Source organism: Pseudomonas sp. W15Feb34 (assembly GCF_023127765.1).
GTDB classification, from domain to species: domain Bacteria; phylum Pseudomonadota; class Gammaproteobacteria; order Pseudomonadales; family Pseudomonadaceae; genus Aquipseudomonas; species Aquipseudomonas synxantha_A.
Map to the genome: position 1 here is coordinate 199,367 of NZ_SPKN01000003.1, position 23,502 is coordinate 222,868.

The following is a 23,502-nucleotide window of genomic DNA, read 5'->3' on the forward strand; positions in this document are numbered from 1 at the left end:
TGAGGTTACTTCACCTTGAAAAACAACCGCTGGGCCTGGTCCCGGTTTATTTCGCTGAGGTAGAACGCGGTTTTTTGCTGTTCGTTGAGGCCGTCAAGACTGTCGGCATCTACTCCCCGGGTGTGCTCTTGCGGGGTTTTCAAGCGGCCCCTGAGAAAAGCCCTGGCGGGCACCCATTCGGCCGAATAATGGAAGTGTGCATACCACAGCACAGTTTTATCACTGCGGTTACTCAGGGTGTACTCATCCAGGTAGACCTTGACAGGCCCTTTGAGCCGGCGGCGCTTGACGGTTCTCTTGATTACGATCTCGTTGTTTTGCTTAAGCCATTCCACGCTACTGATGGTGGGTGGGCGTTTCTTGATCATTTGCAGTTTCTGGCGAGCCGCCTCTTGATAGAGTGCCTGCGCCGCTTCGCTCAGTTGTTTGTTGACCAGAGCCGCAGAGCCCCCGTTGCTCTCGGTGGAGTTGCTTTGGGTCAGAGCCTGCTCAATGTTTGCAGAGGCCTGTTCCAGTTTTAACGCATGTTGGTGGTACAGCCATTCAATGCCAGTAGCGCTGCGCTCCGGTTTGATCGCCTGTTGGCCAGTGCGCTGCTTGAAGGCCCCCAACCCGTCCAGAAGCTCCTGGGCCTGGCTGATACTGGTGGCGACGTCCAGAGTAGTGGTGGTAGTGGTGGTCTCGACGGGATTGACGTGCTGCACCCACACACCTGGGGTTTTTTCGTGAAAGGTCGCCATGATCTGCTGGTTGAGAGGAGAGATGACATCCACCATGCCGGTTTCATCGCCGGCCTCTGTCAGTCGTGGTACTCCCACCAATACCCCGTTGTAGCGCGTGTGAATGATTTTTTTCTTTGCTCTTGGCGGTGTTGAAGGCGGTGTCGGGCGGCTTCTGAGCGTGTCCCGATCCGCGTGCAGCAGTTCCAGGCTACCCAGGGTTTCGCGGTAGAAATCGCGGATTTTTTCGCGCAGGGTCGTGATACGTGCAGGCAGCGCTGCGTCAGGAAACTCGTCGGGGAAATCCTGCAGGCGTTCGTCGATGATCTTGAACTGTTCGACCAGGCTGCCAAGGGTTTCGATGCGTTCATCCAAGCGCGCCTGGCTACGCTCCATCGACGTTTCATGCAAGGCCTGAATCGACAGGTTGGCGGTGTCGACGATGGTGTCAATGGCACTCCAGGCTGACGAGGCTGTGGCGATGCTGTCGCCGTCCAGGCATAAGTTGCGCGCCAAAGACACTTGCAAGGCCCTGAGGTCGCGGGCGGTGTAGCTTGGCAATTGACTCCGGTAGTTGCGAATTTGCTCGAATCCCAGCTCACCCAGCGCTTTGAGTTCGGTAAGCCGCGATTGGCTGTAGTTCAGGCGCTGGATCATGTCCTGGCTCAATTCGCTCATGATGCGGGCATCGTCGATATGACGTTCCTGGGGATGGCTGATTTGATGTTCGACCTGGTCCAGCACGGTTTTGAGTTTAGGTGTGAAGGCAACTTGCGCTTCGGTGATACCGGTCCGGGCCAGCTCCAGTTGGGCCTTCACGTAGCGGAGTGCGTGTTGCTGATAGTCCGCGCTGGGCGAGAACACGTTTAATATCTTGAGCTGTTGCAGTGCCTTTTCGTAGTCGCTGCTCTGGCTTTTGAGTTTTTGCAGGTAGGTTTGGCGTCTGACCTCGGATGAAGTGGATGACGCGGTGTCCGACATCGCCAGATGGGCCTGCTGCAACTCCAATTGCGCAGTGGGTTTGTTTTGTTCAAATAGCGTCAGGCGTCTTTGGGCTTCTATCGCGTTGATCTCAGCTTTGGATTTTGACTGTTCCTGCAGCTGCTTGGAACCGGCGCCGCGCAGGCGCAGACGAGTGTCGATGAACCATTGGCCCTGAGCGTTGTGAATCAACGCAGGTCCTGTTCGACCGGGCTGCTTCGGGTCGATGATGAATACCGCTTCATCTTCACCGGCACTGACCTCAAACCAGCGTTCCCCCACAGGGGCGTAGTATTTTTGTGCCTGATGAAAGAGATGCTGGTACTGGTTTTTTGCGGTTTGCGCCGCGCCGAGGCCTTGCGGTTTGCTGACCTTGAAGCTGTCGAGCACGGTTGCGAGTTCGCTGGGTATGCGCTTGATTGCGCCGCTGGTGTGCAGGTGCGGTAAATGTGTGGCCGGCAACTCCTTGGTCAGGGTCACCTCTTGTTTGATCGTGACCTGCTTTGTGCTGGTCGCTTTGGTCAGCTTTGGCGTGGTCTTGCGTGGGTAGCCGGTACGGTGGCTGCGGCTGGCGGCGTGCAACGTGATCGCCATGCCGAGGTTCAACAGGACATCGGTGAGTGCCGACCACTCGGCTTGTTTTTCGTCGTGGTCATGCGCTTGCACAAAGGTTTGCAGTTGATCGACCACCTGCCAGATCCAGGCGCCCGTGCCGATGGTGCGCCCCAGAAACGGCAGCACCCCATTGAAGATCACCCAGCCGGCGTGTTTAAAGGTCGCCCAACGGCTTTCGGCGTTGGACACCGATTGGCGGTTGGCCAGTTCTATCAGGGCCTGGGCATTGGCCTTGAACATTGTGGTGAATCGATCACCGTTGAGTACTTCGGTGCCCAGGGTCATTGGCCCGCTCATGGTCCATAGCTTGTCGGGCTCCGCCAGGTAATCGGCGACCGCCCAAGGTGAAGGCAGCGAGCCGGGAAATACATAGTTGGTATAGTCGCTGCGGACCGCATCCGGCAGCCAGGCCAAGACCGACTCGCACAAGCTGCTCGATTGCGCGATCGTATAGATGAGGTTGGCCGGCGACGGGAACTGCATCAGGGCTGGCGTGAACAGCGGCCGGTACAAGAGGCATGGCCCGGCCGCCGGGTCTTCGGGGCCTATCACGTACATGTTGGCGACCGTGTCCACAGAGGTGTCCGTGCGCCGGGTGGGCACGAAGGCCAAGGGCCTGAGTACGATGGTTTGCCCGTCCACTTTGCTGTCAGTGGCCTGTTCTTGCATCACCGCGGTCACATAACGGTAGCCCCGCTCGTCAATGCTGCCTTCCTGGCGGATCTTGGCTTGCAAGGCTTGCATCGGCAGTTGGATACGCAGGTGTTGGCTATATAGCGTATTGCGGCGTGCAGATTCCCGAGTGTCATCCAGCAGCTTTTCCTTGATCAGCGCAGGGTAGGTACGGCCAATATCGGCATCGGTGGCCAGCGATTCAAAATAGGCAGGGGTCATCCACTCAGGCAAGTTGGAGCCATTGCTGGTCTTGACCACTTTGTTACCGACGGGCACTGCAATCAGGTTTTGCAGGGCCAGTTCAACCAGGCTGAACGTGTTGCTCTCAACCTGGCCCGGGACGACGAAAGCGCCCCACACGACCGGGCTCTCTATTTGCAGGAAGATCTTCTCCAAGGGCAGGTTAGTGCTATCCGGGTGGTCCTTGATCACCTTTGCCTTGATGACCTTCAACGCGTACGCCTCGATAGTAGGGACGTCGTCCAGGAACGACCGACCGGCATTCTGGTTATGCAGCGCGGCGAGGTCTTTGAGGTGCCGAGCATAGAAATTCGAGTCGCTGGGTGAAGCGTTTGTCAGCCAGTCGGGCATCTGCTCGCGGTACCAGGCCAGATCCGGGCTGCTTTGCGCAGGCGGCGGGGCAGCAGCAGGTGGCGTGCCCAGTGCCATATCGACGTTGTTGGTTTTGCGCAGGTCGGAGAAGTCGATTTCAGCGATGGTATCGATCTGCAATGACACCAAGGCACAGGCTTGGTGATCAAAGAAGTTGCCGTCCGGTTCAAACAGACGCCATTGGATTTGCGGGTCCGTGACAGAGCCCGACAGGTGCGCGGGCAAGGATTGGCCCAGGTGCTCCAGCGAAGGAAACTTTTCATAACCCTTGAGCAGCGAATGCGTGAGGACTGTGGTTTTGCCTTCGTGTTCGCCGATCAATACCGCGATGATCACATCATTGACGTGCTTGACCTGCCCTTCATCGTCGACTCGGTCGATATCAACCAGGCAAGCCCTGAGCTTGTAGAGGTCGTTGCCCTTTCTGTCGGCTTTGTCGGGGTGAGTGAACAGGGCGCGAGCCATGGCACACTCGGTGGCGGTCCAGTCATCGGCGGCCTCGACATCCCACACCGTGCGCAGCAGGTTCGACAGCTCGTGCCAATGTGGGCCGCTGCCGTTGGTTTGATTCCAATAGTTGATCGTTTGTTGCTGGTAGGCCCGCAGCATCGAAGGCGCAAGTTGGTTGATGGTCTTGGCGATTTCAGTCACGCGCACGGGCAGGTGTACCGCCGGCTCGATGATCGGTTGCTGCGTGAGAAAGTGCTCGCCCTGAAGGTACAGGATCGGCACCGCCAGCACTGCCTGCCTGGCAAGGATGTCACTCAGGGCCTGGTACTCGGTGGGGCCGGCGCTGACCCGGTCGTCATCCAGGTTCCAGGTGGGCGTTGCGAGCATGACGGTGTCCGGGTCGATATCCAGCGTCGGGTACTGCTCCTGGAGCGCCTCGCGCAGCAGCAGGGTTGCAGTCTCCCTGAACGAAGGACCTGTAGAGAATTGGGTGAGCAGCGCTATGCGTGCATCCGGACGCGATGTGTTCGAGGGCGTGGTAGTTGAAGCGGGGGCGTTCATGGTGAGGCTTCCCTGTCTGGCCGTTTGGTGGAACCAGCCCTGAGGTCAAGGCTAGAAATTTCCATGCTAGGGCGCGGCCACACAGAGAGGCGGTGCTTAGATAGGCCACCTTCACAAGCGCATTCGAAGGTACACGTCAAACCAAGGTGCTTCAGGTGCCGGATTTGATCCTGGTCCAGGCCCTTGTCCTGGCGCGTTCGGCTTTGCTGTCCAGGGGGATGAGGGTGTAGAGCGTGGCCATGGCGGTGTCGGTCGGATACAGGTTGGGGTTGTGGCGAATGGTCGGGTCGACCCTCTCGGTAGCGTCCCTGTTTGGATTGGGGTACCCGACGAAGTCACTGATGGGTGCGATCACTGTGGGTTGCAGCAGGTAGTTGATGAAGGTGTAGGCGTCGTTCGGGTTTTTGGCGCCTTTGGGAATGGCGAGCATGTCGAACCAGATCGGCGCGCCTTCCTTGGGCAGGCGCATGTCCACGGTCACGCCATTCTTGGCGTCTTTGGCACGGTTGGCGGCTTGGGAAAAACTGCCGGAATAGCCCACCGCCACGCAAATATCCCCGTTGGCGATGTCGGCCATGTACTTGGAGGAGTGAAAGTAAGTGATGTACGGGCGGATCTTCATCATTAGTGCTTCGGCCTTGTCGTAGTCCTTGGGATTGCCGCTGTTGGGGTCCAGGCCAAGGTGTTGTAACGCCAGGGGCAGTATTTCCGAGGGCGAGTCCAGCAGTGCGACGCCGCATTGCTTGAGCTTGCTGAGGTTTTCCTCCTTGAAGATCAGGTCCCAGCTGTCCACGGGGGCGTTGTCGCCCAGGGCCGCCTTGACCTTGGCTGGGTTGAAGCCGATCAGGATGGTGCCGTACATGTAGGGCACGGCGTATTGATTGCCGGGGTCGTTGGCTTCGATCAGCTTCATCAGCTTGGGGTCCAGGTGCTTCCAGTTGGGCAACTGGCTTCGATCCAGGGGCTGGAACACACCGGCTTCGATCTGCTTGGCCAGGAACACATTGGACGGCACCACCACGTCATAGCCGGAGTTGCCGGTGAGCAACTTGGCTTCCAGGGCTTCGTTGGTGTCGAAGATGTCATACACCAGCTTGATCGACGGGTTCTGTGCCTTGAAGTCTTCCAGCGCCTTGGGCGTGATGTAGTCGAACCAGTTGTAGACCTTCAGGGTTTTTTCTTCGGCCTGGGCTGCGCCACTGACAACCACGGCGCACAGGGCGAGCGACTTGAGTATGTTCATTGGGCTGCTTCCTCGAAACCTTCCAGCACGTTGACGGCGTTGATGCCGATTTCCTCCACCGCGTAGCCGCCTTCCATCACGAACAGCGTGGGCTTGCCCAGGCGGGCAATGCGCGCGCCCATGGCCAGGTAGTCCGGGCTGTCGAGCTTGAACTGCGAGATAGGGTCGTCCTTGAAGGTGTCCACGCCCAGGGACACCACGATGATGTCGGCGGCGTAGCGCTCGATCTCTGTGCAGGCTTGTTCAAGCGCTGCGCTCCAAGCCTCCCAGCCTGAACCTGCGGATAGCGGGTAATTGAAGTTGAAACCTTCTCCGATGCCTTCTCCCTGCTCATCTGCATACCCGAGGAAGAACGGAAACTCTGCCTCCGGATGGCCGTGGATCGAGGTGAACAGCACGTCGCTGCGCGCATAAAAAATCGACTGTGTGCCGTTGCCGTGGTGGTAATCCACGTCGAGGATCGCGACCTTTTTGCAGCCCTGATCAAGGAACGCCTGGGCCGCGATGGCTGCGTTGTTGAGGTAGCAATAACCGCCCATCAAATCGCTGGCGGCGTGATGCCCAGGCGGGCGGCACAGCGCGAAGGCACTGTGGGCGCCTTGCGCGATGGCGGCCTGGGCTGTGAGGGCGACTTGCGCGGCGCTGTAGGCCGCTTGCCAGGTGCCGGCGGTAATCGGCGCGCCACCGTCGAAACTGTAATAGCCCAACTGGCCGTGCAGGCTGGTGGGAATCACGCGGCGCAACGTGCGGGCGGGCCAGGTGTAGGGCAGCAGGTCGCCGTCCTGGCCGTATTCGGTCCAGCGTTGCCAGGCGCCTTTGAAGAAATCCAGATAGTCGCGGCTATGGACGCGTTGCAGCGGCGCCAGGCCAAAATCCTGCGGGGCCTGCACGGGGCCCAGTTCCCGCGTCTTGACCCGTTGCAGCACGTGGTCGGCACGCGAGGGCATTTCAAAGCAGGGCATCAGTTGCCCGTCCATCAGTTCACAACGGCCGTGGTGCAGGTGGTGATCGTCCGAGTAGATCGTCAGCATTTGTTGTTCTCCGCAGGCTGTATCGGTGTATGCAGTCTTGCGGTGGGCGCGGTTTATGAGAACGTCAGGAGCGGCCAAAAGGGGATCAATATGGCCAAAGTGTGTGTCCGCAATTCGCCCCTCATTGGCGCGTCATGCACGAAATTGGCTCGGCGTTACGCCGCTCCAGCGCACGAAGGCATGTCTGAAACTCGCCGTTTCGCTGAACCCCAGCGTCTCGGCAATTCGGTGGATCGGCCACAGGTTGTCAGCCAACAACTGTTTGGCGCGTTCAAAGCGCAACTCATCGAGCAGTTCCTGATAGCTGCAGCCCAGGTCATGCAGGTGCCGGCGCAGGGTGCGCGCCGAACAGTTCATCTGCTGCGCCAGGCCATCGAGCCCAGGGGCGGCGTGCAGTTGTGCGGCCAGCAACTGGCGGATTCGCCCCAGCCAGGCCTCGCGCCCGGTGAATTCGGTGTTTTGTTTGCGGCAACGTTCGACCATGGCCTGGTGGGTGACCGTGTCGGCCAGGGGCAACGGTTGGGCAAGCCAGCGTTTATCAAAGGCGAACGCGTTGGCAATAGCCTGAAACTGTAGCGGGCAGTCGAAGCTCTCGGCGTAGCGCGCCTGATAATCCGGCGCGTCGTGCTCAAAACGAGCGCCCAGCAAGGGCAGGGGATGGCCGAGCAGGTCGTCACAGATGACCTTCAGTGATCCCAGACACAACTCGACATTGAAGGCGGTCAGGGCCGGGTTTTCGCGGTAGTCGCCGGCCGTGAACCAGATACGTTCGCCGTCTTCCTCCAGGCTCAGTTCGAAGAGTGTTCCCAACAGCGCCGGATACCGCAGGGCCAGATGCAAAGCGTCACCGAAAGTGGCACTGGTGAGCAGGGCATAGCCCAGTATGCCGTAGGAAGAAACATGCATACGCCGGCCAACGATCAAGCCGATATCGCGCTGACGGGCCACGGCATTGGCGCACACTTGCATCTCCTGGTGCGTGGCGATGCGCGTGTCGGCGCGGCTCAAGTCCGCCGCGCAGATGCCGCTGCCGGCCAGCAACGCTTCGTGGGACAAGCCTTCGGCTTCGAAGGTACTGAGTACCAAGGACACGGCATTGAGGGTGGTGAGGTGGGAGTGCAGCATGGGAACTTCCAGCCAGGAGAGGCTGGAAGTGGAGCAAGTTACATGCCGGTCAGCTCAGTTCGCCGCACAGGTCCAATTCCACCAGGCGACGGATTTCGCTGGTCTCCAGCCCGGCACCGAGCAGGGCGTTGAGCTTGCCGAACGCTGCCTCGCGGGTCATGCCGCCACCGGACAGTACGCCCACATCGCGCAGGCGGCTGCCGGCCTCGTAGACGTCCAGTTCTACACCGCCTTCATGGCATTGGGTGATAGCAACCACCACCACATCCTGGTCCTGCGCACGTTGAAGGCTGGCCAGGAAGGCTGGGTTGTCACTTGGCCCGGTGCCGCTTCCGAAGCACTCCAGTACCAACGCCTGAATGCCGCTGCCAATTACAGCGTCCAGTTGCGCGGCATCAATACCCGGCACCAACGGCAGTACGGCGACATTCGCCAAGGCTTTGGGCTGACGGTAATCCAGCGCGGCCGGCAGGGACTCGGCGCGGGCAATGCCACCCTGGCGTTGCAAGGTCGCAAACGGATTGCGCCCGAAACTGCGAATTTTCGCGCAACGGGTCGGCGCCATCAGCGCGCCGTGGAAGTACAGGTGTACACCCGCTGCCAGGCCTTCGCCCAATGCCGCCAAAGCACCACTGACATTTTCCCAGGCATCACTGTCCGGCACGCCGGCCGGCAACATCGAGCCGGTGAACACCACCGGTGCGGGCAAGCCCAGCAATTGGAAACTCATGGCCGCCGCGCTGTACGCCAGGGTGTCAGTGCCGTGCAGGATCAGCACCGCGTCGCAGCCGTCGTCCACGGCTTCAACCACGGCGGTACGCAGGCGCTGCCAGTAGGCGGGGGTCATGTTGGCGCTGTCGATCAGTGGCGACATTTCCCGGAACCGCCACGTGGGCACTGGCGCGTCGGCAAGCTGTTCGCGCATACGCGCCTCAAAACCTGAAGCGGGCGCAAGGCCATTGGCGCTGGCCTGCATACCGATGGTGCCGCCGGTGTAGAGCACCATCACGTTGTTAGCTGGTTGCATGAGAAATCTCCTGAACGAAAAACGCCGCCGGGCCCAGAGCATGCCCAAGGCCGGGCGGCGTGTCATCTAGCGGTGATCAACGTTGCGCTTGAGCGCTCAGTTCAGCCGAGGGTGCTGCTTCAGGCTTCACCGGATTGGCCGGCCAGGCCTTGCGGTCCAGGTCCAGGTCAGGGAACTGGCTGGAGTCGAACACCGGGGTCTTGATGCCCGCTGCACGCTGGTTGTCGTAGTCGTTGAGGATGCGCATGGCGATCTTGAACAGGAATGCCAGGGCGAACAGGTTGACGAACGCGAGCATGGTCATGGTGATGTCGGCGAAGGCGAACACGGTGCTCAGGTTCTCGATCGAACCCCAGAAAATCAGCACCAGCACCAGTGCGCGATAGCCCATCAGCACCTTGCGGTTATTGCCGACCAGAAAGCGCAGGTTGCTCTCGCCCAAGTAGTAGTTGTACATGATCGAGGTGAACACGAACAACGCCAGGGCCACCGAGATGAACATGCGGCCCCAGTCACCGACCACCGCCGCCAGGGAGTTCTGGGTCAGGGCAATGCCGTCGCCTTCAAAGCCTGGGGTGTAGAAACCCGACAGCAGGATCAGCAACGCAGTACAGGTGCAGATCACGAAGGTGTCGAGGAACACGCTGAACGCTTGCACCACGCCCTGGGCGATCGGATGCTCTACCGAAGCCACCGCGGCTACGTTAGGCGCACTGCCCAGACCTGCTTCGTTGGCGAACACGCCGCGCTTTACACCCATGATGATCGCGCTGCCCACCAGGCCACCGAAGGCTTGGTCGAGGCCGAACGCGCTCTTGACGATGGTCGCGAGCATGGCCGGTACGTGGTCGAATTGCAGCACGATCACGTACAGGGTCACGGCGATGTACACCAGGGTCTTGACCGGTACCAGCAGGTCGGCAATCGACGCAATACGCTTGATCCCGCCGATGAACACCAGGCCCAACAACACCGCCAGCGCGAGGCCGGTGTAAGTGGTGTCGAGGCCAAAGGCGTTATTGAGCGAGTGGGTCACGGCGTGGGCTTGCAGGCCGTTGAAGGCAAAACCGAAGGTCACCAGCAGCAGGAACGCCATGACCATCCCCAGCCAACGCTTCTGCAGGCCGTGCTGGATGTAATAGGCCGGGCCACCACGGTAGGTGCCTTCAGCGTCGGTGCGCTTGTACAACTGGCCGAGGGAGCACTCGATAAAGCTCGAAGACATGCCCACCAGCGCGGTGACCCACATCCAGAACACCGCCCCCGGACCACCCAGGGTCACAGCAATACCGACACCCGCGATGTTACCGGCACCCACGCGGCCGGCCAGGCTGAGCATCAGCGCCTGGAACGAGCTGAGTTGACCGGCGCTGCTCTTGAGGCTGTCTTTAAACACCGAGAACATGTGGAAAAAGTGACGCAATTGAACGAAACGCGAGCGGATCGTGAAATAACCGCCGAGCCCGACTATGAGCACGATCAGTACTTTCCCTGAGAGGAAGTCGTTGATGACTTCGAGCATGGAGTGTTCCTCGCTGATTTTTCTGATGGCAAACGCAGGACGGTCCGACGCATCGCTCGGCACCAGGCAGTGCACGACGCTTCGATCCCCATCCTTTTGCGGGTGTTGTTATTCATGCGGTTTCGCGTGGTACCCGGGCCTCGTTACCGATGGCCGCAGACGCGAGAGGGGCGGCACTATACCTAGGCGAGACTGATCCGTCTGCACGGGCTGATTAAAGGTTTCAGCCACGCGGTGGCAAGCAAGGTGGGTTTGCAGGGCGATATTGGAGTTTTTATGGGCTTCATTTCACAACCTTGAGGCAAAAAAAAGGGCCTGAAGAACGAGCCTTCAGGCCCTCAAAAGGTGAGAGGTGTCTAGTCCCTCAGCCTGGTGAGCGGTGCAACAAACGCTTAGGCCTTCAGCGGGACCAAGCGTGGAGCGATCATGTTTTCCGGGCGCAGGATGTCGTCGAGCATGGCGTCGTCGAGCAAGCCTTCTTCACGCACCAGTTCCAGCACGCCGCGGCCGCTTTCAAGAGCGATACGCGCGATGCGGGTGGCGTTTTCATAGCCGATGTAGGGGTTCAGCGCGGTGACCAGGCCGATGGAGTGCTCCACCAGTTCGCGGCAGCGTGCTTCGTTGGCGGTGATGCCGACGATGCAATGCTCGCGCAGCATGTCCATGGCGCGTTGCAGCAGGCGGATCGAGTCGAAGATCTTGAAGGCGATCAGCGGCTCCATCACGTTCAGTTGCAATTGGCCGCCTTCGGCCGCCATGGTCAGGGCCAGGTCGTTGCCGATGACCTGGAATGCCACCTGGTTAACGGCTTCCGGAATCACCGGGTTGACCTTGCCGGGCATGATCGAGCTGCCTGGCTGGCGCGCCGGCAGGTTGATCTCATTGATGCCGGTGCGTGGGCCGCTGGACAGCAGGCGCAAGTCGTTGCAGATCTTCGACAGCTTCACCGCGGTACGCTTGAGCATGCCGGAGAACAGCACGAAGGCGCCCATGTCGGAGGTGGCTTCGATCAGGTCGGCCGCCGGTACCAGCGGCTGACCGCTGATGGTGGCCAGGCGTTGTACGGCCAGGGCCTGGTAGCGTGGGTCGGCGTTGATGCCGGTGCCGATGGCGGTGCCGCCCAGGTTCACTTCGGTGAGCAGCTCCGGCGCCAGGGTCTTCAAGCGCGCCAGGTCTTCACCCAGGGTGGTGGCGAAGGCGCGGAATTCCTGACCGAGGGTCATCGGCACGGCGTCTTGCAATTGGGTACGGCCCATTTTCAGCACATGGCTGAACTCGGCGCCTTTGGCGGCGAACGCCTGGATCAGGCTGTCGAGGCTGGCCAGCAGCGCGTCATGGCCCAGCAGCAGACCCAAGCGGATCGCGGTCGGGTAGGCGTCGTTGGTCGACTGCGCCATGTTCACGTCGTTGTTGGGGTGCAGGTACTGGTATTCGCCTTTCTGATGGCCCATGGCCTCCAGCGCGATGTTGGCGATGACTTCGTTGGCATTCATGTTGGTTGAAGTGCCAGCGCCGCCTTGAATCATGTCCACCACGAACTCTTCGTGGAAATCGCCGCGGATCAGGCGGGCACAGGCTTCGCTGATGGCAGCGTGCTTGGCTTCGCTGAGCTGGCCCAACTCGCGGTTGGCGTCAGCCGCTGCTTGCTTGACCATTGCCAGGCCGACCACCAATTTCGGGTAATGCGAAATCGGAACGCCCGAGAGGCGGAAGTTGTTCACCGCTCGCAGGGTCTGGATGCCGTAATACGCTTGAGCAGGTACTTCGAGTACGCCAAGCAGGTCTTTTTCTGTACGGAAAGATGCAGCAGAGGACATGACGGAAATCATCTCGATATGGACCCGGAACTGGCCGGAACGCTGCGAATGCTAGGCTTGTAGAAGTTTTTGGGCCAATGCTGTTAAACACTGGGCTATGCACAAACGGCATAATGTGGATGTGACCCAGCCATGATGGCGGGCGTGTGTGCCAAAATGGTGCATTCGGCGTGGGAGGCAATGATGAACCTTGAAAGCAAATGGCTGGAAGACTTCAGCGCCCTGGCGGCGACGCGCAGCTTTTCCCAGGCGGCGGAACGGCGCTTTGTGACCCAGCCGGCGTTCAGTCGCCGTATTCGCAGCCTTGAAGCCGCGTTGGGCCTGACGCTGGTCAACCGCTCGCGCACGCCCGTGGAGCTGACAGCGGCGGGGCAGTTGTTCCTGGTGACGGCGCGCACCGTGGTCGAACAGCTCGGCGAAGTACTGCGGCATTTGCATCATCTGGAAGGCGGGCAGGGTGAAGTCATGCAGGTGGCGGCCGCACACTCGCTGGCACTGGGGTTCTTTCCACGTTGGATCGCACAGCTGCGCAACGAGGGGCTGAACATCGCCACGCGATTGGTTGCCACTAACGTCGGCGACGCTGTGCACGCCCTGCGCGAAGGCGGTTGCGACCTGATGCTGGCGTTCTACGACCCGGATGCCGCCATGCAGATGGACGCCGAGATATTCCCATCGCTGCACCTGGGCAACACCGAAATGCTCCCGGTGTGCGCCGCCGATGCCGATGGCAAGCCGCTGTTCGACCTGGAAAGCGAGGGCAGTGTGCCGTTGCTGGCCTACAGTGCCGGGGCGTTCCTCGGCCGCTCGGTGAATTTGCTGCTGCGCCAGCGGGCCCTGCGGTTCACCACCATTTACGAAACCGCCATGGCTGACAGCCTCAAGAGCATGGCTCTTGAAGGCTTGGGCATCGCCTGGGTGCCTCAACTGAGCGTGCGTGCCGAACTGGCTCGCGGCGAACTGGTGGTGTGCGGCGGGCCGCAATGGCACGTGCCCCTGGAGATTCGCTTGTATCGCTGTGCGTTGGTGCGCAAGGCGAATGTGCGGTTGCTGTGGCGCAAACTGGAAGGAGGCGCGGCGCAAAGTACCTGAGCCTGACACAGATCCAATGTGGGAGGGGGCTTGCTCCCGATAGCGGTGTGTCAGGTGCTGATTAGGCCACTGAAACACCGCTATCGGGAGCAAGCCCCCTCCCACAAGGTTTTGCGGTGTAGGGGACTGACTCAAGAGTCAATAAAACCGCCGGTTTGAGCGGCTAGACAGATGGTCATTCCAGGGGCTGTTTATCTGGATTATTACGGTATACTGCGCGGCCTTCGGCCGGTTCAACCGGCCGCGTTTCGAGGTCAGAACTCGCCGAGCGAAGATCAGGCAAGGCAAAAACAAGCGAGGAAGCGGAGTTGGCTTTAGCCAATGAGCATTCCGAGTTTGTTTTTAACGCAGCCTGATTGAGCGCAGGCAGTTCTGGCCCGAAACTAATTCGTACAACAAGCCACGCCGGTCTCCTGCGTGGCTTGTTGTTTTTTGACGCGCCTGCGGGCGCCCAGAGAGAAGAGGCACGACGATGAGTGCATTGGTTGGCGTGATCATGGGCTCCAAGTCCGATTGGTCCACCCTTAGCCACACCGCCGATATGCTGGAAAAACTCGGCATTCCGTATGAAGTGAAGGTGGTCTCCGCCCACCGCACCCCGGATTTGCTGTTCCAGTATGCCGATGAAGCAGAATCCCGTGGCATCGAGGTGATCATCGCCGGTGCCGGCGGCGCGGCGCACTTGCCAGGTATGTGTGCGGCCAAGACGCACCTGCCGGTGCTTGGCGTGCCGGTGCAGTCGTCGATGCTCTCGGGCGTGGATTCGCTGTTGTCCATCGTGCAGATGCCGGCCGGTATCCCGGTAGCGACCCTGGCGATCGGCAAGGCCGGCGCGATCAACGCTGCATTGCTGTCGGCCAGCATCCTGGGCGCCAAGCACCCGCAGTTCCACGCGGTGCTGAAAAAATTCCGTGCTGAGCAGACAGACAGTGTGCTGGACAATCCAGACCCACGCATCGCCTGAGGTTGTTGACGATGAAAATCGGTGTAATCGGTGGTGGCCAACTCGGTCGCATGCTGGCCCTGGCGGGCACTCCGCTGGGGATGAACTTCGCTTTCCTGGACCCGGCGCCAGATGCCTGCGCCGCCGCCCTGGGTGAACACCTGCGCGCTGACTACAGCGACCCGGATCACCTGCGCCAACTGGCCGACGAAGTCGACCTGGTGACGTTCGAGTTTGAAAGCGTCCCGGCCGAAACCGTGGCCTTCCTGTCGCAGTTCGTACCGGTGTACCCGAGCGCTGAAGCCTTGCGCATCGCCCGGGACCGCTGGTTCGAGAAGAGTATGTTCAAGGACTTGGGCATCCCCACCCCGGCCTTCGCCGACATCCAGTCCCAGGCAGACCTGGACGCCGCTGTCGCCAGCATCGGCCTGCCGGCCGTGTTGAAAACCCGCACCCTGGGTTACGACGGCAAGGGCCAGAAAGTGCTGCGTACCGCCGCCGATGTGGTTGGCACCTTCGCTGAGCTGGGCAGCGTCGGCTGCCTGCTGGAAGGCTTTGTGCCATTCACCGGTGAAGTATCGCTGATCGCCGTGCGTGCCCGTGATGGTGAGACGCGCTTTTACCCGCTGGTGCACAACACCCACGACAGCGGCATCCTCAAGCTGTCCGTGGCCAGCACCGACCACCCACTGCAGGCCCTGGCCGAAGATTATTCCAGCCGCGTGCTCAAGCAACTGGATTACGTCGGCGTGATGGCGTTCGAGTTCTTTGAAGTCGACGGCGGCCTCAAGGCCAACGAAATCGCCCCGCGTGTTCACAACTCCGGGCACTGGACCACCGAAGGCGCCGAGTGCAGCCAGTTCGAAAACCACCTGCGGGCGGTGGCGGGCTTGCCGTTGGGCTCCACGGCCAAGGTCGGCGAGAGCGCCATGCTCAACTTCATCGGCGTAGTCCCGCCGGTTGAGCGGGTGATTGCCATCGATGACTGCCACCTGCATCACTACGGCAAGGCGTTCAAGGCCGGGCGCAAGGTCGGGCATGCAAACCTGCGCTGCGAGGATCGCGCAACGCTGCAGGCGCAGATCCTCAAGGTCGAAGCGCTGATCGCCGAGTAATAAGCCGGGAGTCGGCGGGAACCATTGGTCACCGTCGTCTCTCTGATTGCAGGATGATAAAGCCTGACTAGGCTTTGTCATGACTCACATTCAATCAGAGGGAAATGCCATGGGTATCATTGGAACCATCTTTATCGGCTTGATCGTTGGCCTGCTGGCGCGTTTCCTCAAGCCGGGTGACGACAGCATGGGCTGGATCATGACCATTCTGCTGGGTATCGCCGGCTCCCTGGCCGCGACCTATGGCGGTCAGGCACTGGGGATCTACCAGGCAGGCCAGGGCGCGGGCTTCATCGGCGCGCTGGTAGGTGCCATCGTGTTGCTGGTGATCTACGGCCTGATCAAAAAGAAGTAATCAGCCGACAAAGTCCTCTGCGCTGCGCAGGCGCAGAGGGCTAGAATGCTCGGCACTTGTATTTGCCGAGCCTCTCCATGCGCCGTCTATTCTTCACTCTCCTCCTGCTGGGCTCTGGCCTGGCGCACGCTGGCGAACTGCCGGAAACCGACTGGCTCGACCTGATGCCGCTTTCGGACCAGAAAGCCCTCGAAGCCATGCCCGAGATCGACCATAACTCCCCCGAAGCCCAAGGCACGTTCACTGAAAAAGGTGGCTTGAAGCAGAGCAAAGGCTTGCCCGCGGTGATGTATTCCACCAAGACCGTAGCGGCCATGAACGGCAAGAATATCCGCATTGGTGGGTATCCGGTGCCGTTGGAAACCGATGCCAAAGGCCGCAGCACGCTGTTCTTCCTGGTGCCGTATCCGGGCGCCTGCATCCATGTGCCGCCACCGCCGCCTAACCAACTGGTGCTGGTGCGGTATCCCAAGGGGTTGAAGCTGGATGATATCTACACGCCGCTGTGGGTCACGGGCATGTTGAAGGTGGAGAAGGTCAACAATGACTTGGCCGATGCAGCGTATGCGCTGGAGGCGGGGAAGGTGCGGGTGGTGAAGGAGTCCGATCTCTAACTGGCGCTACCAATCCCTGTGGGAGCTGGCTTGATCTGCGATGCAGGCGACTCGGTGTGTCAGTTGCACTGAGGCGATGCTATCGCAGGCAAGCCAGCTCCCACATTCTGACTGGGTTTACAAAGTGATATTGGTGATACGAACGCCCAAGGTGTGGCTTTTACCGGGGGCCAGGCTTACCACATCATTCAGCACATTCGCCGTCTCGATGCACAACATGCCCTGCCAGCCGTCATCGGCCATGTCATCAAGTGCCTTGGCCCGTTCGGTCCAGGGGTTCCAGATCACGGTGGACTTCGAGCCTTCGCTGATGAGTTGGACGCGGCGCTGCCAGTCTTTATCGACAATGCTCAACTGCGCCGGTGTATCCAGGTAGATACGATCAGTTTCGCCAGTGAAGTGCAGCAAGCCGGATTGCTGCTTCTCGGTCCACCCATCAGCAGTATCGATATAGGCCAAGCCATCCACCCCCTCGACCTGCACGTTGCGCACGTCGCTCACAGCGAAGTAGGTGTGCAGTGCCTGGCTGAAGGTCACGGTGTCGGTGCCACGGTTGTGGCTGGTGAGGCGGATATGCAGTTGCTCGTCCAGCAGCAGGCTCAACTTCAAGTCGACCTCATGGGGCCAGCCGGGGAAGCCGCCTGCGGGAACCGGCAGCACCAGCTCGATGCGCAGGGCTTCACCCTCGATTGCTGTTTCGGCCAACTCCCAAATCGCGGTACGCACAAAACCATGGGCTCCGGCAGGCTGCTCGCTCTGGCGCATGGCTTTTACACTTTGCGGGTTGCGGTCGAACACACCAAACCACGGCCAGCACACCGGTACGCCGGTACGAATACCTTTGCCCTGCTTGAACACCGCCGCAGGGTTCGGCCAGATCAGCGGCTGTTCGCCCTCGCGCTGGTAACTGAAGATATGCGCACCCTGTTGGGCCACCATCAGCTCGGCGCCGTTGTGGCGGATGCGCCAGCAGTCCAGCTCGTCGATTTTCATCGTCTCAACGTGAGGCGTAGGCATAACAAAGCTCTCTCAAGTGGCAGGCAATGGGGCAATTGACCGTTAAAACCCGGCGAGGTTTAACGCGCCCGTGACGGTACCGAACGGGTGCGACCGCTGCCGTCGATGGCGACGAACACAAATACCGCTTCGGTGACCTTGCGCCATTCGCTCGAAAGCGGGTCATCGCTCCACACTTCGACCATCATCTGGATCGAGCTGCGGCCAATTTCCAGAGCCTGGGTATAGAAGGAAAGCTGTGCACCCACGGCTACCGGTACCAGGAAGGCCATGCGATCAATGGCGACGGTGGCTACGCGCCCGCCGGCGACCTTGCTGGCCATTGCCGTGCCTGCCAGGTCCATCTGCGCGACCAGCCAGCCGCCGAAGATATCGCCAAAACCATTGGTTTCACGCGGCAGTGCAGTGATTTGCAGGGCGAGATCGCCTTGCGGGATAGGATCTTCTTGTTCGAGTTCGATCATGCCGGGGGTGCCTCTGACCCGTGACTCTTTGACTATGTAATCGGTGAGTAGCCGTCTTGGAAAAACGATTCAGCCCCGAACATACTACGTTCGTCACGTTTTTCGAAAGGCGTCTGAAGGGAAACTCTGCGAAATCGGCTGGCCGGTGCCAACGACGTTTTCGCGCAACTTCCACTGATAGATAGGTGCACGGCTGGGAGTATATCGGTCGATAGCCTGCGCGACGACTCTCCTGGCTCCATTTTGTACATCTACGTGGGCTTGTTTACAGGCGTCAAAAAAATGGCCAAACCAGTCATGCAACTTGAGGGGTTTGACCATTGTTTCTTTTTAACGCTGCCGTTCAGTATCTGAGGGCGTTTTGGGACCTGACAGTAATTCGAGAGGGAATAAGCCGGCTTGGCAAGTGGGGGTTGCTTGCGAATCGATGCTGACGCGGGGCAGGTGTTTGGACTGTGCTTTTCCGGGCAATTTGCTATCGTGCCGGACCTGCCAGGCCATACCAGCGCTGTTGCGGATTCCTGATCTGACTAATAAGAGAAGCCTTGCCATGACCACAGTGCCTTCAAGCATTGCGCCGCCCGCACGACCGCTTAACCGCAACGACTACAAAACCCTGTCGCTGTCTGCCTTGGGCGGGGCGCTGGAGTTCTACGACTTCATCATCTTCGTGTTTTTCGCCACCGTGGTCGGGAAACTGTTCTTCCCCGTCGACATGCCCGAATGGTTGCGCATGATGCAGACCTTCGGCATCTTCGCCGCCGGCTACCTGGCCCGCCCGCTGGGCGGCATCATCATGGCGCACTTTGGTGACCTGCTGGGGCGCAAGAAGATGTTCACCCTGAGCATCTTCATGATGGCCGTGCCGACCCTCATCATGGGCTTGCTGCCGACTTATGCGCAGATCGGCCTATGGGCGCCGGTCCTGTTGCTGCTGATGCGCATCATCCAGGGCGCTGCAATTGGTGGCGAAGTGCCCGGCGCCTGGGTGTTTGTGTCCGAACACGTCCCGCCGCGCCACATCGGCTACGCCTGCGGCACCCTGACCAGCGGCCTCACTGCGGGTATTTTGCTGGGTTCGCTGGTGGCTACCGCCATCAATACGGCCTATACCCCGGAGCAGGTCTCCGATTACGCCTGGCGAATCCCGTTCCTGCTCGGCGGTGTATTCGGCTTGCTGGCGGTGTATCTGCGCCGCTGGCTGCATGAAACGCCGATCTTCGCTGAAATGCAGCAACGCAAGAGCCTGGCCGCTGAGCTGCCGTTGCGCGCAGTGCTGCGTGACCATCGTGGCGCCATTGTGCTGTCGATGCTGCTGACCTGGCTGCTCTCGGCCGGTGTCGTGGTGGTCATTCTCATGACCCCGACCGTGTTGCAAACGGTCTATCACTTCAACCCTACGGTTGCCCTGCAGGCCAACAGCCTGGCCATCGTGACCCTGAGCTTCGGTTGCATTGTCTCGGGTGCCTTGGCTGACCGTTTTGGCGCCGGTCGCGTGCTGGTTACCGGTTGCGCACTGTTGCTGGCGACCTCGTGGACGCTGTATCACAGCCTGATGGCCCACCCGGACTGGCTGTTTCCGTTGTACGCATTGACCGGTTTGTTCGTGGGCACCATCGGCGTGGTGCCCTACGTGATGGTCAAGGCCTTCCCGCCGGTGGTGCGTTTCAGCGGGCTGTCGTTCTCCTACAACGTCGCCTATGCCGTGTTTGGTGGGTTGACGCCATTGGTGGTGTCGCTGCTGATGAAGGAGAGCCCGATGGGCCCGGCTTACTATGTAGCCGTCTTGTGTGTGATGGGGATGTTGGTGGGTGGGTATCTGTGGAAACGCGGCCGCTGAAACCAATTTGATCTAATGTGGCGAGGCGTTCATTCAACGTCTCGCTCCTCATCAGCCTTTGCTTCCCGATAGTGGCCTTTCATCTAATTGTCATATTTCAGACATAGAGTGTTCACACGGCCTCCCGATACTTGGCCCCGATCCAATTATCCCTATCTGCTAGGAGCAAGGCATGAAACTGAAACGTTTGATGGCGGCAATGACTTTTGTCGCTGCTGGCGTTGCGACCGCCAACGCGGTGGCCGCTGGTGTTGATCCGGCAATTCCGGCTTACGTCAAGACCACTGGTGTGTCGGGCAACCTGTCCAGCGTCGGTTCCGATACCCTGGCCAACCTGATGACCCTGTGGGCCGAGGGTTACAAAAAGGAATACCCGAACGTCAACATCCAGATTCAAGCTGCCGGCTCCGCCACCGCGCCACCTGCGCTGACTGAAGGCACCTCCAACCTGGGCCCGATGAGCCGCAAGATGAAGGACACCGAACTGGCGGCCTTCGAGCAGAAGTACGGCTACAAGCCAACCGCTATCCCGGTTGCCGTGGACGCCTTGGCGGTGTTCGTGCACAAGGACAACCCGATCCAGCACCTGACCATGGAGCAAGTCGACGCGATCTTCTCCTCGACTCGCCTGTGCGGCGCCAAAGCTGACGTTAAAACCTGGGGCGACCTGGGCGTGACCGGCGACCTGGCCAACAAGCCAGTGCAACTGTTCGGGCGTAACTCGGTATCCGGCACCTACGGCTACTTCAAGGAAGAAGCCCTGTGCAAAGGCGACTACAAGCCAAACGTGAACGAACAACCGGGCTCGGCTTCGGTCGTGCAGTCGATCAGCTCCTCGCTGAACGGCATCGGTTACTCGGGCATCGGCTACAAGACCGCCAGCGTGAAGACCGTGGCCCTGGCCAAGAAAGGCAGCACTGACTTCATCGAAGACAGCGAAGAAAACGCCCTGAACGGCAAATACCCGCTGTCGCGCTTCCTCTACGTGTATGTCAACAAAGCCCCGAACAAGCCTCTGGCCCCGCTGGAAGCCGAGTTCGTGAAACTGGTGCTGTCCAAGCAGGGCCAGGAAGTTGTCGTCAAGGACGGCTACATCCCACTGCCTGCCAAAGTGGCCGCCAAGGCCTTGGCTGAGCTGGGTCTGAAAGAAGGCAACTAAGCCTGCGATACCTGATGTAGACGCATGCTTTTCTGTGGGAGCGGGCTTGCCCGCGATGCTGGCGACGCGGTTTAGCGTTGAAATCGTGTTGATGCCATCGCGGGCAAGCCCGCTCCCACATAAGCAGTCTGCATCCCTAATTTTTAATCCGCTGCCAGCCCTGCTTCGCGGCGGATTTGTTGCGTCACTGCACTGTCATCTTTCTGTCATACAGGATCGCTAGGGTGTGCGCATGAATGATCTGGCCAATTCCACCATGACGACAACTTCTCCCCCCAAGCGCATTGATTTCAATACGCCTGAGCTGCAACGCAAGCGCCGCATTCGCGCGCTCAAGGATCGCCTGACCCGCTGGTATGTGCTGGTCGGTGGCCTCGCCGTCCTTGGCGCCATCACCCTGATCTTCTTCTTCCTCGCCTACGTCGTTGCACCTCTGTTCCAGGGCGCCTCGTTGACCAAGGAAGACGCGCTGACACCCGCCTGGATGCAGGACGCCGGCAAGCCGTTGATGATCTCCCTTGAAGAACAGAACCAGGTCGCCATGCGGGTTTCCGACAAGGGCCAGGCGCTGTTCTTTGAAGTGGACTCCGGCGCTGAGCTCAAGCGTGTCGACTTGCCGCTTCCGGCCGGTGCCAGCGTTGTTTCTATTGGTGAAGACCAGCCGGGCAGCCCGCTGGTTATCCTTGGTTTGTCCAATGGCCAGTCCCTGGTGTTCCGCCACACCTATAAAGTGTCGTACCCGGACGGCAAGAAGACCATCACCCCAGCGATTGAATACCCTTACGGCGAAACGCCGATCGTGTTGGATGAGGCCGGTCGCCCACTGGAGCATGTCGCCCTCAACGCCACTGACTCCACCTTGGTGGTGGCCGGTTCGGCGGGTTCGTACCTGAACGTGCTGTCGTTGAGCCGCGAAGAAAACATGATGACCGGTGAAGTCACCAGCGAGCAGAAGCGCATCGAGCTGCCGCAGATGACCGAACCGGTGAAAGCCATCTTTGTCGACCCACGCCAGCAATGGCTTTACGTGATCAACGGTCGCGCCCTGGCCGATGTGTTCAGCCTGCGCGACAACAGCCTCAACGGTCGCTACAAACTCCTGGAAGACGGCGCAGCCGAAGTCACCGCCAGCACTCAGTTGGTGGGCGGTATCTCGCTGATCGTCGGCAACTCCAAGGGCGGCCTGGCCCAGTGGTTCATGGCCCGCGACCCGGATGGCGAGCAACGCCTGAAACAGATCCGCACCTTCCAGATGGGCACTGCGCCCATTGTCGAAATCGGTGCTGAAGAGCGCCGCAAAGGCTTCACCGCGCTCGATGCCTCCGGCCAGTTCGGCGTTTTCCACAGCACCGCTCACCGTACCCTGCTGGTCGACCCGGTGGTCGACGGCCAGGGCCTGTTCGGCATGTCGCCACGGGCCAACCGCGTGATCGTCGAGGCCGGCGGCAAGCTGCAACCGCTGTTGCTCGACAACCCGCACCCGGAAGTCTCGTGGAGCGCGTTGTGGAGCAAGGTCTGGTACGAGAACTACGACGAGCCTAAATACGTCTGGCAGTCCACCGCCGCCAACACCGACTTCGAACCCAAGATGAGCCTGGCCCCGCTGACCTTCGGCACGTTGAAGGCTGCGTTCTACGCCATGCTGCTGGCCGCGCCACTGGCGGTTGCGGCGGCGATCTACACCGCGTACTTCATGGCCCCGAGCCTGCGCCGCAAGGTCAAACCGGTGATCGAACTGATGGAAGCCATGCCGACCGTGATCCTCGGCTTCTTCGCCGGCCTGTTCCTGGCGCCGTACGTGGAAGGGCACTTGCCGGGCATTTTCAGCCTGCTGATGCTATTGCCGATCGGCATCCTGGTCGCCGGTTTTGTCTTCAGTCGCTTGCCCGAGTCGATTCGCCTGCGGGTGCCGGACGGCTGGGAAAGCGCGATCCTGATCCCGGTGATCCTGCTGGTGGGCTGGCTCTCGCTGTACATGAGCCCGTACCTGGAAACCTGGTTCTTTGGCGGCGACATGCGCATGTGGATCTCCCATGACCTGGGGATCACCTACGACCAGCGCAACGCCCTGGTGGTCGGCCTGGCCATGGGTTTTGCGGTGATCCCGAACATCTACTCGATCGCCGAAGACGCCGTGTTCAGCGTACCCCGCGGCCTGACCCTGGGCTCCCTGGCCCTGGGCGCCACGCCGTGGCAGACCATGACCCGCGTGGTGATCCTGACCGCCAGCCCGGGCATCTTCTCTGCACTGATGATCGGCATGGGCCGTGCAGTGGGTGAAACCATGATTGTGCTGATGGCCACCGGTAACACCCCGGTGATGGAGATGAACCTGTTCGAGGGCTTGCGCACCCTGGCGGCCAACGTCGCGGTGGAAATGCCCGAGTCGGAAGTCGGTGGCAGTCACTACCGCGTGCTGTTCCTCTCGGCACTGGTACTGCTGCTGTTCACGTTCATCATGAACACCCTCGCCGAACTGATTCGTCAGCGTCTGCGCAAGAAATACTCGTCGCTTTAAGAAAGGT

17 protein-coding genes are annotated in these 23,502 nt (G+C 60.2%); 8 read left to right on the forward strand and 9 right to left on the reverse strand.

The features are described 5' to 3' along the window. Nucleotides 1–5: 5 nt before the first annotated feature. From E4O97_RS01660 to aspA, 7 genes are all read right to left on the reverse strand, one after another. Complete coding sequence (locus E4O97_RS01660; RefSeq protein WP_248160781.1) at nucleotides 6–4,613, reverse strand: DUF6543 domain-containing protein; 4,608 nt, start codon at nucleotides 4,611–4,613, stop codon at nucleotides 6–8. Nucleotides 4,614–4,764: 151 nt separating this feature from the next. Further along, nucleotides 4,765–5,856 (reverse strand): polyamine ABC transporter substrate-binding protein, encoded by a 1,092-nt coding sequence (locus tag E4O97_RS01665; protein ID WP_148853780.1) that lies wholly within the window; start codon nucleotides 5,854–5,856, stop codon nucleotides 4,765–4,767. Further along, a complete protein-coding gene (locus E4O97_RS01670; protein ID WP_216090496.1) occupies nucleotides 5,853–6,887 on the reverse strand; it encodes a histone deacetylase family protein in 1,035 nt (344 codons plus the stop codon). The genes E4O97_RS01665 and E4O97_RS01670 overlap by 4 nt, the downstream gene beginning before the upstream one ends. A gap of 132 nt (nucleotides 6,888–7,019) precedes the next feature. Beyond that, on the reverse strand, nucleotides 7,020–8,012 hold the full coding sequence (locus tag E4O97_RS01675; RefSeq protein ID WP_248160782.1) for an AraC family transcriptional regulator: 993 nt from the start codon (nucleotides 8,010–8,012) through the stop codon (nucleotides 7,020–7,022). 49 nt (nucleotides 8,013–8,061) lie between these two features. Beyond that, nucleotides 8,062–9,039 (reverse strand): asparaginase, encoded by a 978-nt coding sequence (locus tag E4O97_RS01680; protein WP_078822659.1) that lies wholly within the window; start codon nucleotides 9,037–9,039, stop codon nucleotides 8,062–8,064. Nucleotides 9,040–9,115: 76 nt separating this feature from the next. Beyond that, nucleotides 9,116–10,561 carry an alanine/glycine:cation symporter family protein gene (locus tag E4O97_RS01685; protein WP_005792545.1) on the reverse strand — a complete coding sequence of 482 codons (1,446 nt, stop codon included), beginning with the start codon at nucleotides 10,559–10,561 and terminating at the stop codon, nucleotides 9,116–9,118. Nucleotides 10,562–10,953: 392 nt separating this feature from the next. After that, nucleotides 10,954–12,378 carry an aspartate ammonia-lyase gene (aspA, locus tag E4O97_RS01690; RefSeq protein WP_003195657.1) on the reverse strand — a complete coding sequence of 475 codons (1,425 nt, stop codon included), beginning with the start codon at nucleotides 12,376–12,378 and terminating at the stop codon, nucleotides 10,954–10,956. A 183-nt stretch (nucleotides 12,379–12,561) separates the two neighbouring features. Between aspA and E4O97_RS01695 the strand changes: the two genes are divergently transcribed. The 5 genes from E4O97_RS01695 to E4O97_RS01715 all read left to right on the forward strand — a co-directional run bounded on the left by E4O97_RS01695 (nucleotide 12,562) and on the right by E4O97_RS01715 (nucleotide 16,497). After that, nucleotides 12,562–13,470, forward strand: coding sequence for a LysR substrate-binding domain-containing protein (locus E4O97_RS01695; RefSeq protein WP_032881175.1), 909 nt, complete (start codon nucleotides 12,562–12,564; stop codon nucleotides 13,468–13,470). 472 nt (nucleotides 13,471–13,942) lie between these two features. Beyond that, nucleotides 13,943–14,434, forward strand: a complete 492-nt coding sequence (gene purE, locus E4O97_RS01700; protein ID WP_003195648.1) for a 5-(carboxyamino)imidazole ribonucleotide mutase — start codon at nucleotides 13,943–13,945, stop codon at nucleotides 14,432–14,434. Between the two features lie 11 nt (nucleotides 14,435–14,445). After that, the gene (locus E4O97_RS01705; RefSeq protein WP_248160783.1) at nucleotides 14,446–15,528 is read left to right on the forward strand and encodes a 5-(carboxyamino)imidazole ribonucleotide synthase; all 1,083 of its coding nucleotides are present in this window, start codon (nucleotides 14,446–14,448) and stop codon (nucleotides 15,526–15,528) included. Nucleotides 15,529–15,637: 109 nt separating this feature from the next. Further along, a complete protein-coding gene (locus tag E4O97_RS01710; protein WP_005792540.1) occupies nucleotides 15,638–15,883 on the forward strand; it encodes a GlsB/YeaQ/YmgE family stress response membrane protein in 246 nt (81 codons plus the stop codon). Nucleotides 15,884–15,960: 77 nt separating this feature from the next. After that, nucleotides 15,961–16,497 (forward strand): DUF3299 domain-containing protein, encoded by a 537-nt coding sequence (locus E4O97_RS01715; RefSeq protein ID WP_103734131.1) that lies wholly within the window; start codon nucleotides 15,961–15,963, stop codon nucleotides 16,495–16,497. 117 nt (nucleotides 16,498–16,614) lie between these two features. Here the strand turns inward: E4O97_RS01715 and E4O97_RS01720 are convergent, their stop codons facing one another. Beyond that, the gene (locus E4O97_RS01720) at nucleotides 16,615–17,514 is read right to left on the reverse strand and encodes a D-hexose-6-phosphate mutarotase (RefSeq protein ID WP_216090494.1); all 900 of its coding nucleotides are present in this window, start codon (nucleotides 17,512–17,514) and stop codon (nucleotides 16,615–16,617) included. A 59-nt stretch (nucleotides 17,515–17,573) separates the two neighbouring features. Continuing rightward, complete coding sequence (locus tag E4O97_RS01725) at nucleotides 17,574–17,978, reverse strand: acyl-CoA thioesterase (RefSeq protein WP_003176975.1); 405 nt, start codon at nucleotides 17,976–17,978, stop codon at nucleotides 17,574–17,576. Between the two features lie 559 nt (nucleotides 17,979–18,537). On the opposite strand from E4O97_RS01725, the gene E4O97_RS01730 reads away from it, so the two are divergent. From E4O97_RS01730 to E4O97_RS01740, 3 genes are all read left to right on the forward strand, one after another. Further along, complete coding sequence (locus tag E4O97_RS01730; protein ID WP_179119859.1) at nucleotides 18,538–19,818, forward strand: MFS transporter; 1,281 nt, start codon at nucleotides 18,538–18,540, stop codon at nucleotides 19,816–19,818. A 172-nt stretch (nucleotides 19,819–19,990) separates the two neighbouring features. Next, nucleotides 19,991–20,977 (forward strand): phosphate ABC transporter substrate-binding protein PstS, encoded by a 987-nt coding sequence (locus E4O97_RS01735; protein WP_005792536.1) that lies wholly within the window; start codon nucleotides 19,991–19,993, stop codon nucleotides 20,975–20,977. A gap of 484 nt (nucleotides 20,978–21,461) precedes the next feature. After that, a complete protein-coding gene (locus E4O97_RS01740) occupies nucleotides 21,462–23,495 on the forward strand; it encodes an ABC transporter permease subunit (protein WP_216092209.1) in 2,034 nt (677 codons plus the stop codon). Nucleotides 23,496–23,502 lie beyond the last annotated feature (7 nt).

What these genes read in the sequence shown, in the direction of transcription:
- E4O97_RS01660 (WP_248160781.1), bottom strand. Translation starts at nt 4,613, where the DNA reads ATGAACGCCCCCGCTTCAACTACCACGCCCTCGAACACATCGCGTCCG.
- E4O97_RS01665 (WP_148853780.1), bottom strand. Translation starts at nt 5,856, where the DNA reads ATGAACATACTCAAGTCGCTCGCCCTGTGCGCCGTGGTTGTCAGTGGC.
- E4O97_RS01670 (WP_216090496.1), bottom strand. Translation starts at nt 6,887, where the DNA reads ATGCTGACGATCTACTCGGACGATCACCACCTGCACCACGGCCGTTGT.
- E4O97_RS01675 (WP_248160782.1), bottom strand. Translation starts at nt 8,012, where the DNA reads ATGCTGCACTCCCACCTCACCACCCTCAATGCCGTGTCCTTGGTACTC.
- E4O97_RS01680 (WP_078822659.1), bottom strand. Translation starts at nt 9,039, where the DNA reads ATGCAACCAGCTAACAACGTGATGGTGCTCTACACCGGCGGCACCATC.
- E4O97_RS01685 (WP_005792545.1), bottom strand. Translation starts at nt 10,561, where the DNA reads ATGCTCGAAGTCATCAACGACTTCCTCTCAGGGAAAGTACTGATCGTG.
- aspA (WP_003195657.1), bottom strand. Translation starts at nt 12,378, where the DNA reads ATGTCCTCTGCTGCATCTTTCCGTACAGAAAAAGACCTGCTTGGCGTA.
- E4O97_RS01695 (WP_032881175.1), top strand. Translation starts at nt 12,562, where the DNA reads ATGAACCTTGAAAGCAAATGGCTGGAAGACTTCAGCGCCCTGGCGGCG.
- purE (WP_003195648.1), top strand. Translation starts at nt 13,943, where the DNA reads ATGAGTGCATTGGTTGGCGTGATCATGGGCTCCAAGTCCGATTGGTCC.
- E4O97_RS01705 (WP_248160783.1), top strand. Translation starts at nt 14,446, where the DNA reads ATGAAAATCGGTGTAATCGGTGGTGGCCAACTCGGTCGCATGCTGGCC.
- E4O97_RS01710 (WP_005792540.1), top strand. Translation starts at nt 15,638, where the DNA reads ATGGGTATCATTGGAACCATCTTTATCGGCTTGATCGTTGGCCTGCTG.
- E4O97_RS01715 (WP_103734131.1), top strand. Translation starts at nt 15,961, where the DNA reads ATGCGCCGTCTATTCTTCACTCTCCTCCTGCTGGGCTCTGGCCTGGCG.
- E4O97_RS01720 (WP_216090494.1), bottom strand. Translation starts at nt 17,514, where the DNA reads ATGCCTACGCCTCACGTTGAGACGATGAAAATCGACGAGCTGGACTGC.
- E4O97_RS01725 (WP_003176975.1), bottom strand. Translation starts at nt 17,978, where the DNA reads ATGATCGAACTCGAACAAGAAGATCCTATCCCGCAAGGCGATCTCGCC.
- E4O97_RS01735 (WP_005792536.1), top strand. Translation starts at nt 19,991, where the DNA reads ATGAAACTGAAACGTTTGATGGCGGCAATGACTTTTGTCGCTGCTGGC.
- E4O97_RS01740 (WP_216092209.1), top strand. Translation starts at nt 21,462, where the DNA reads ATGCAGGACGCCGGCAAGCCGTTGATGATCTCCCTTGAAGAACAGAAC.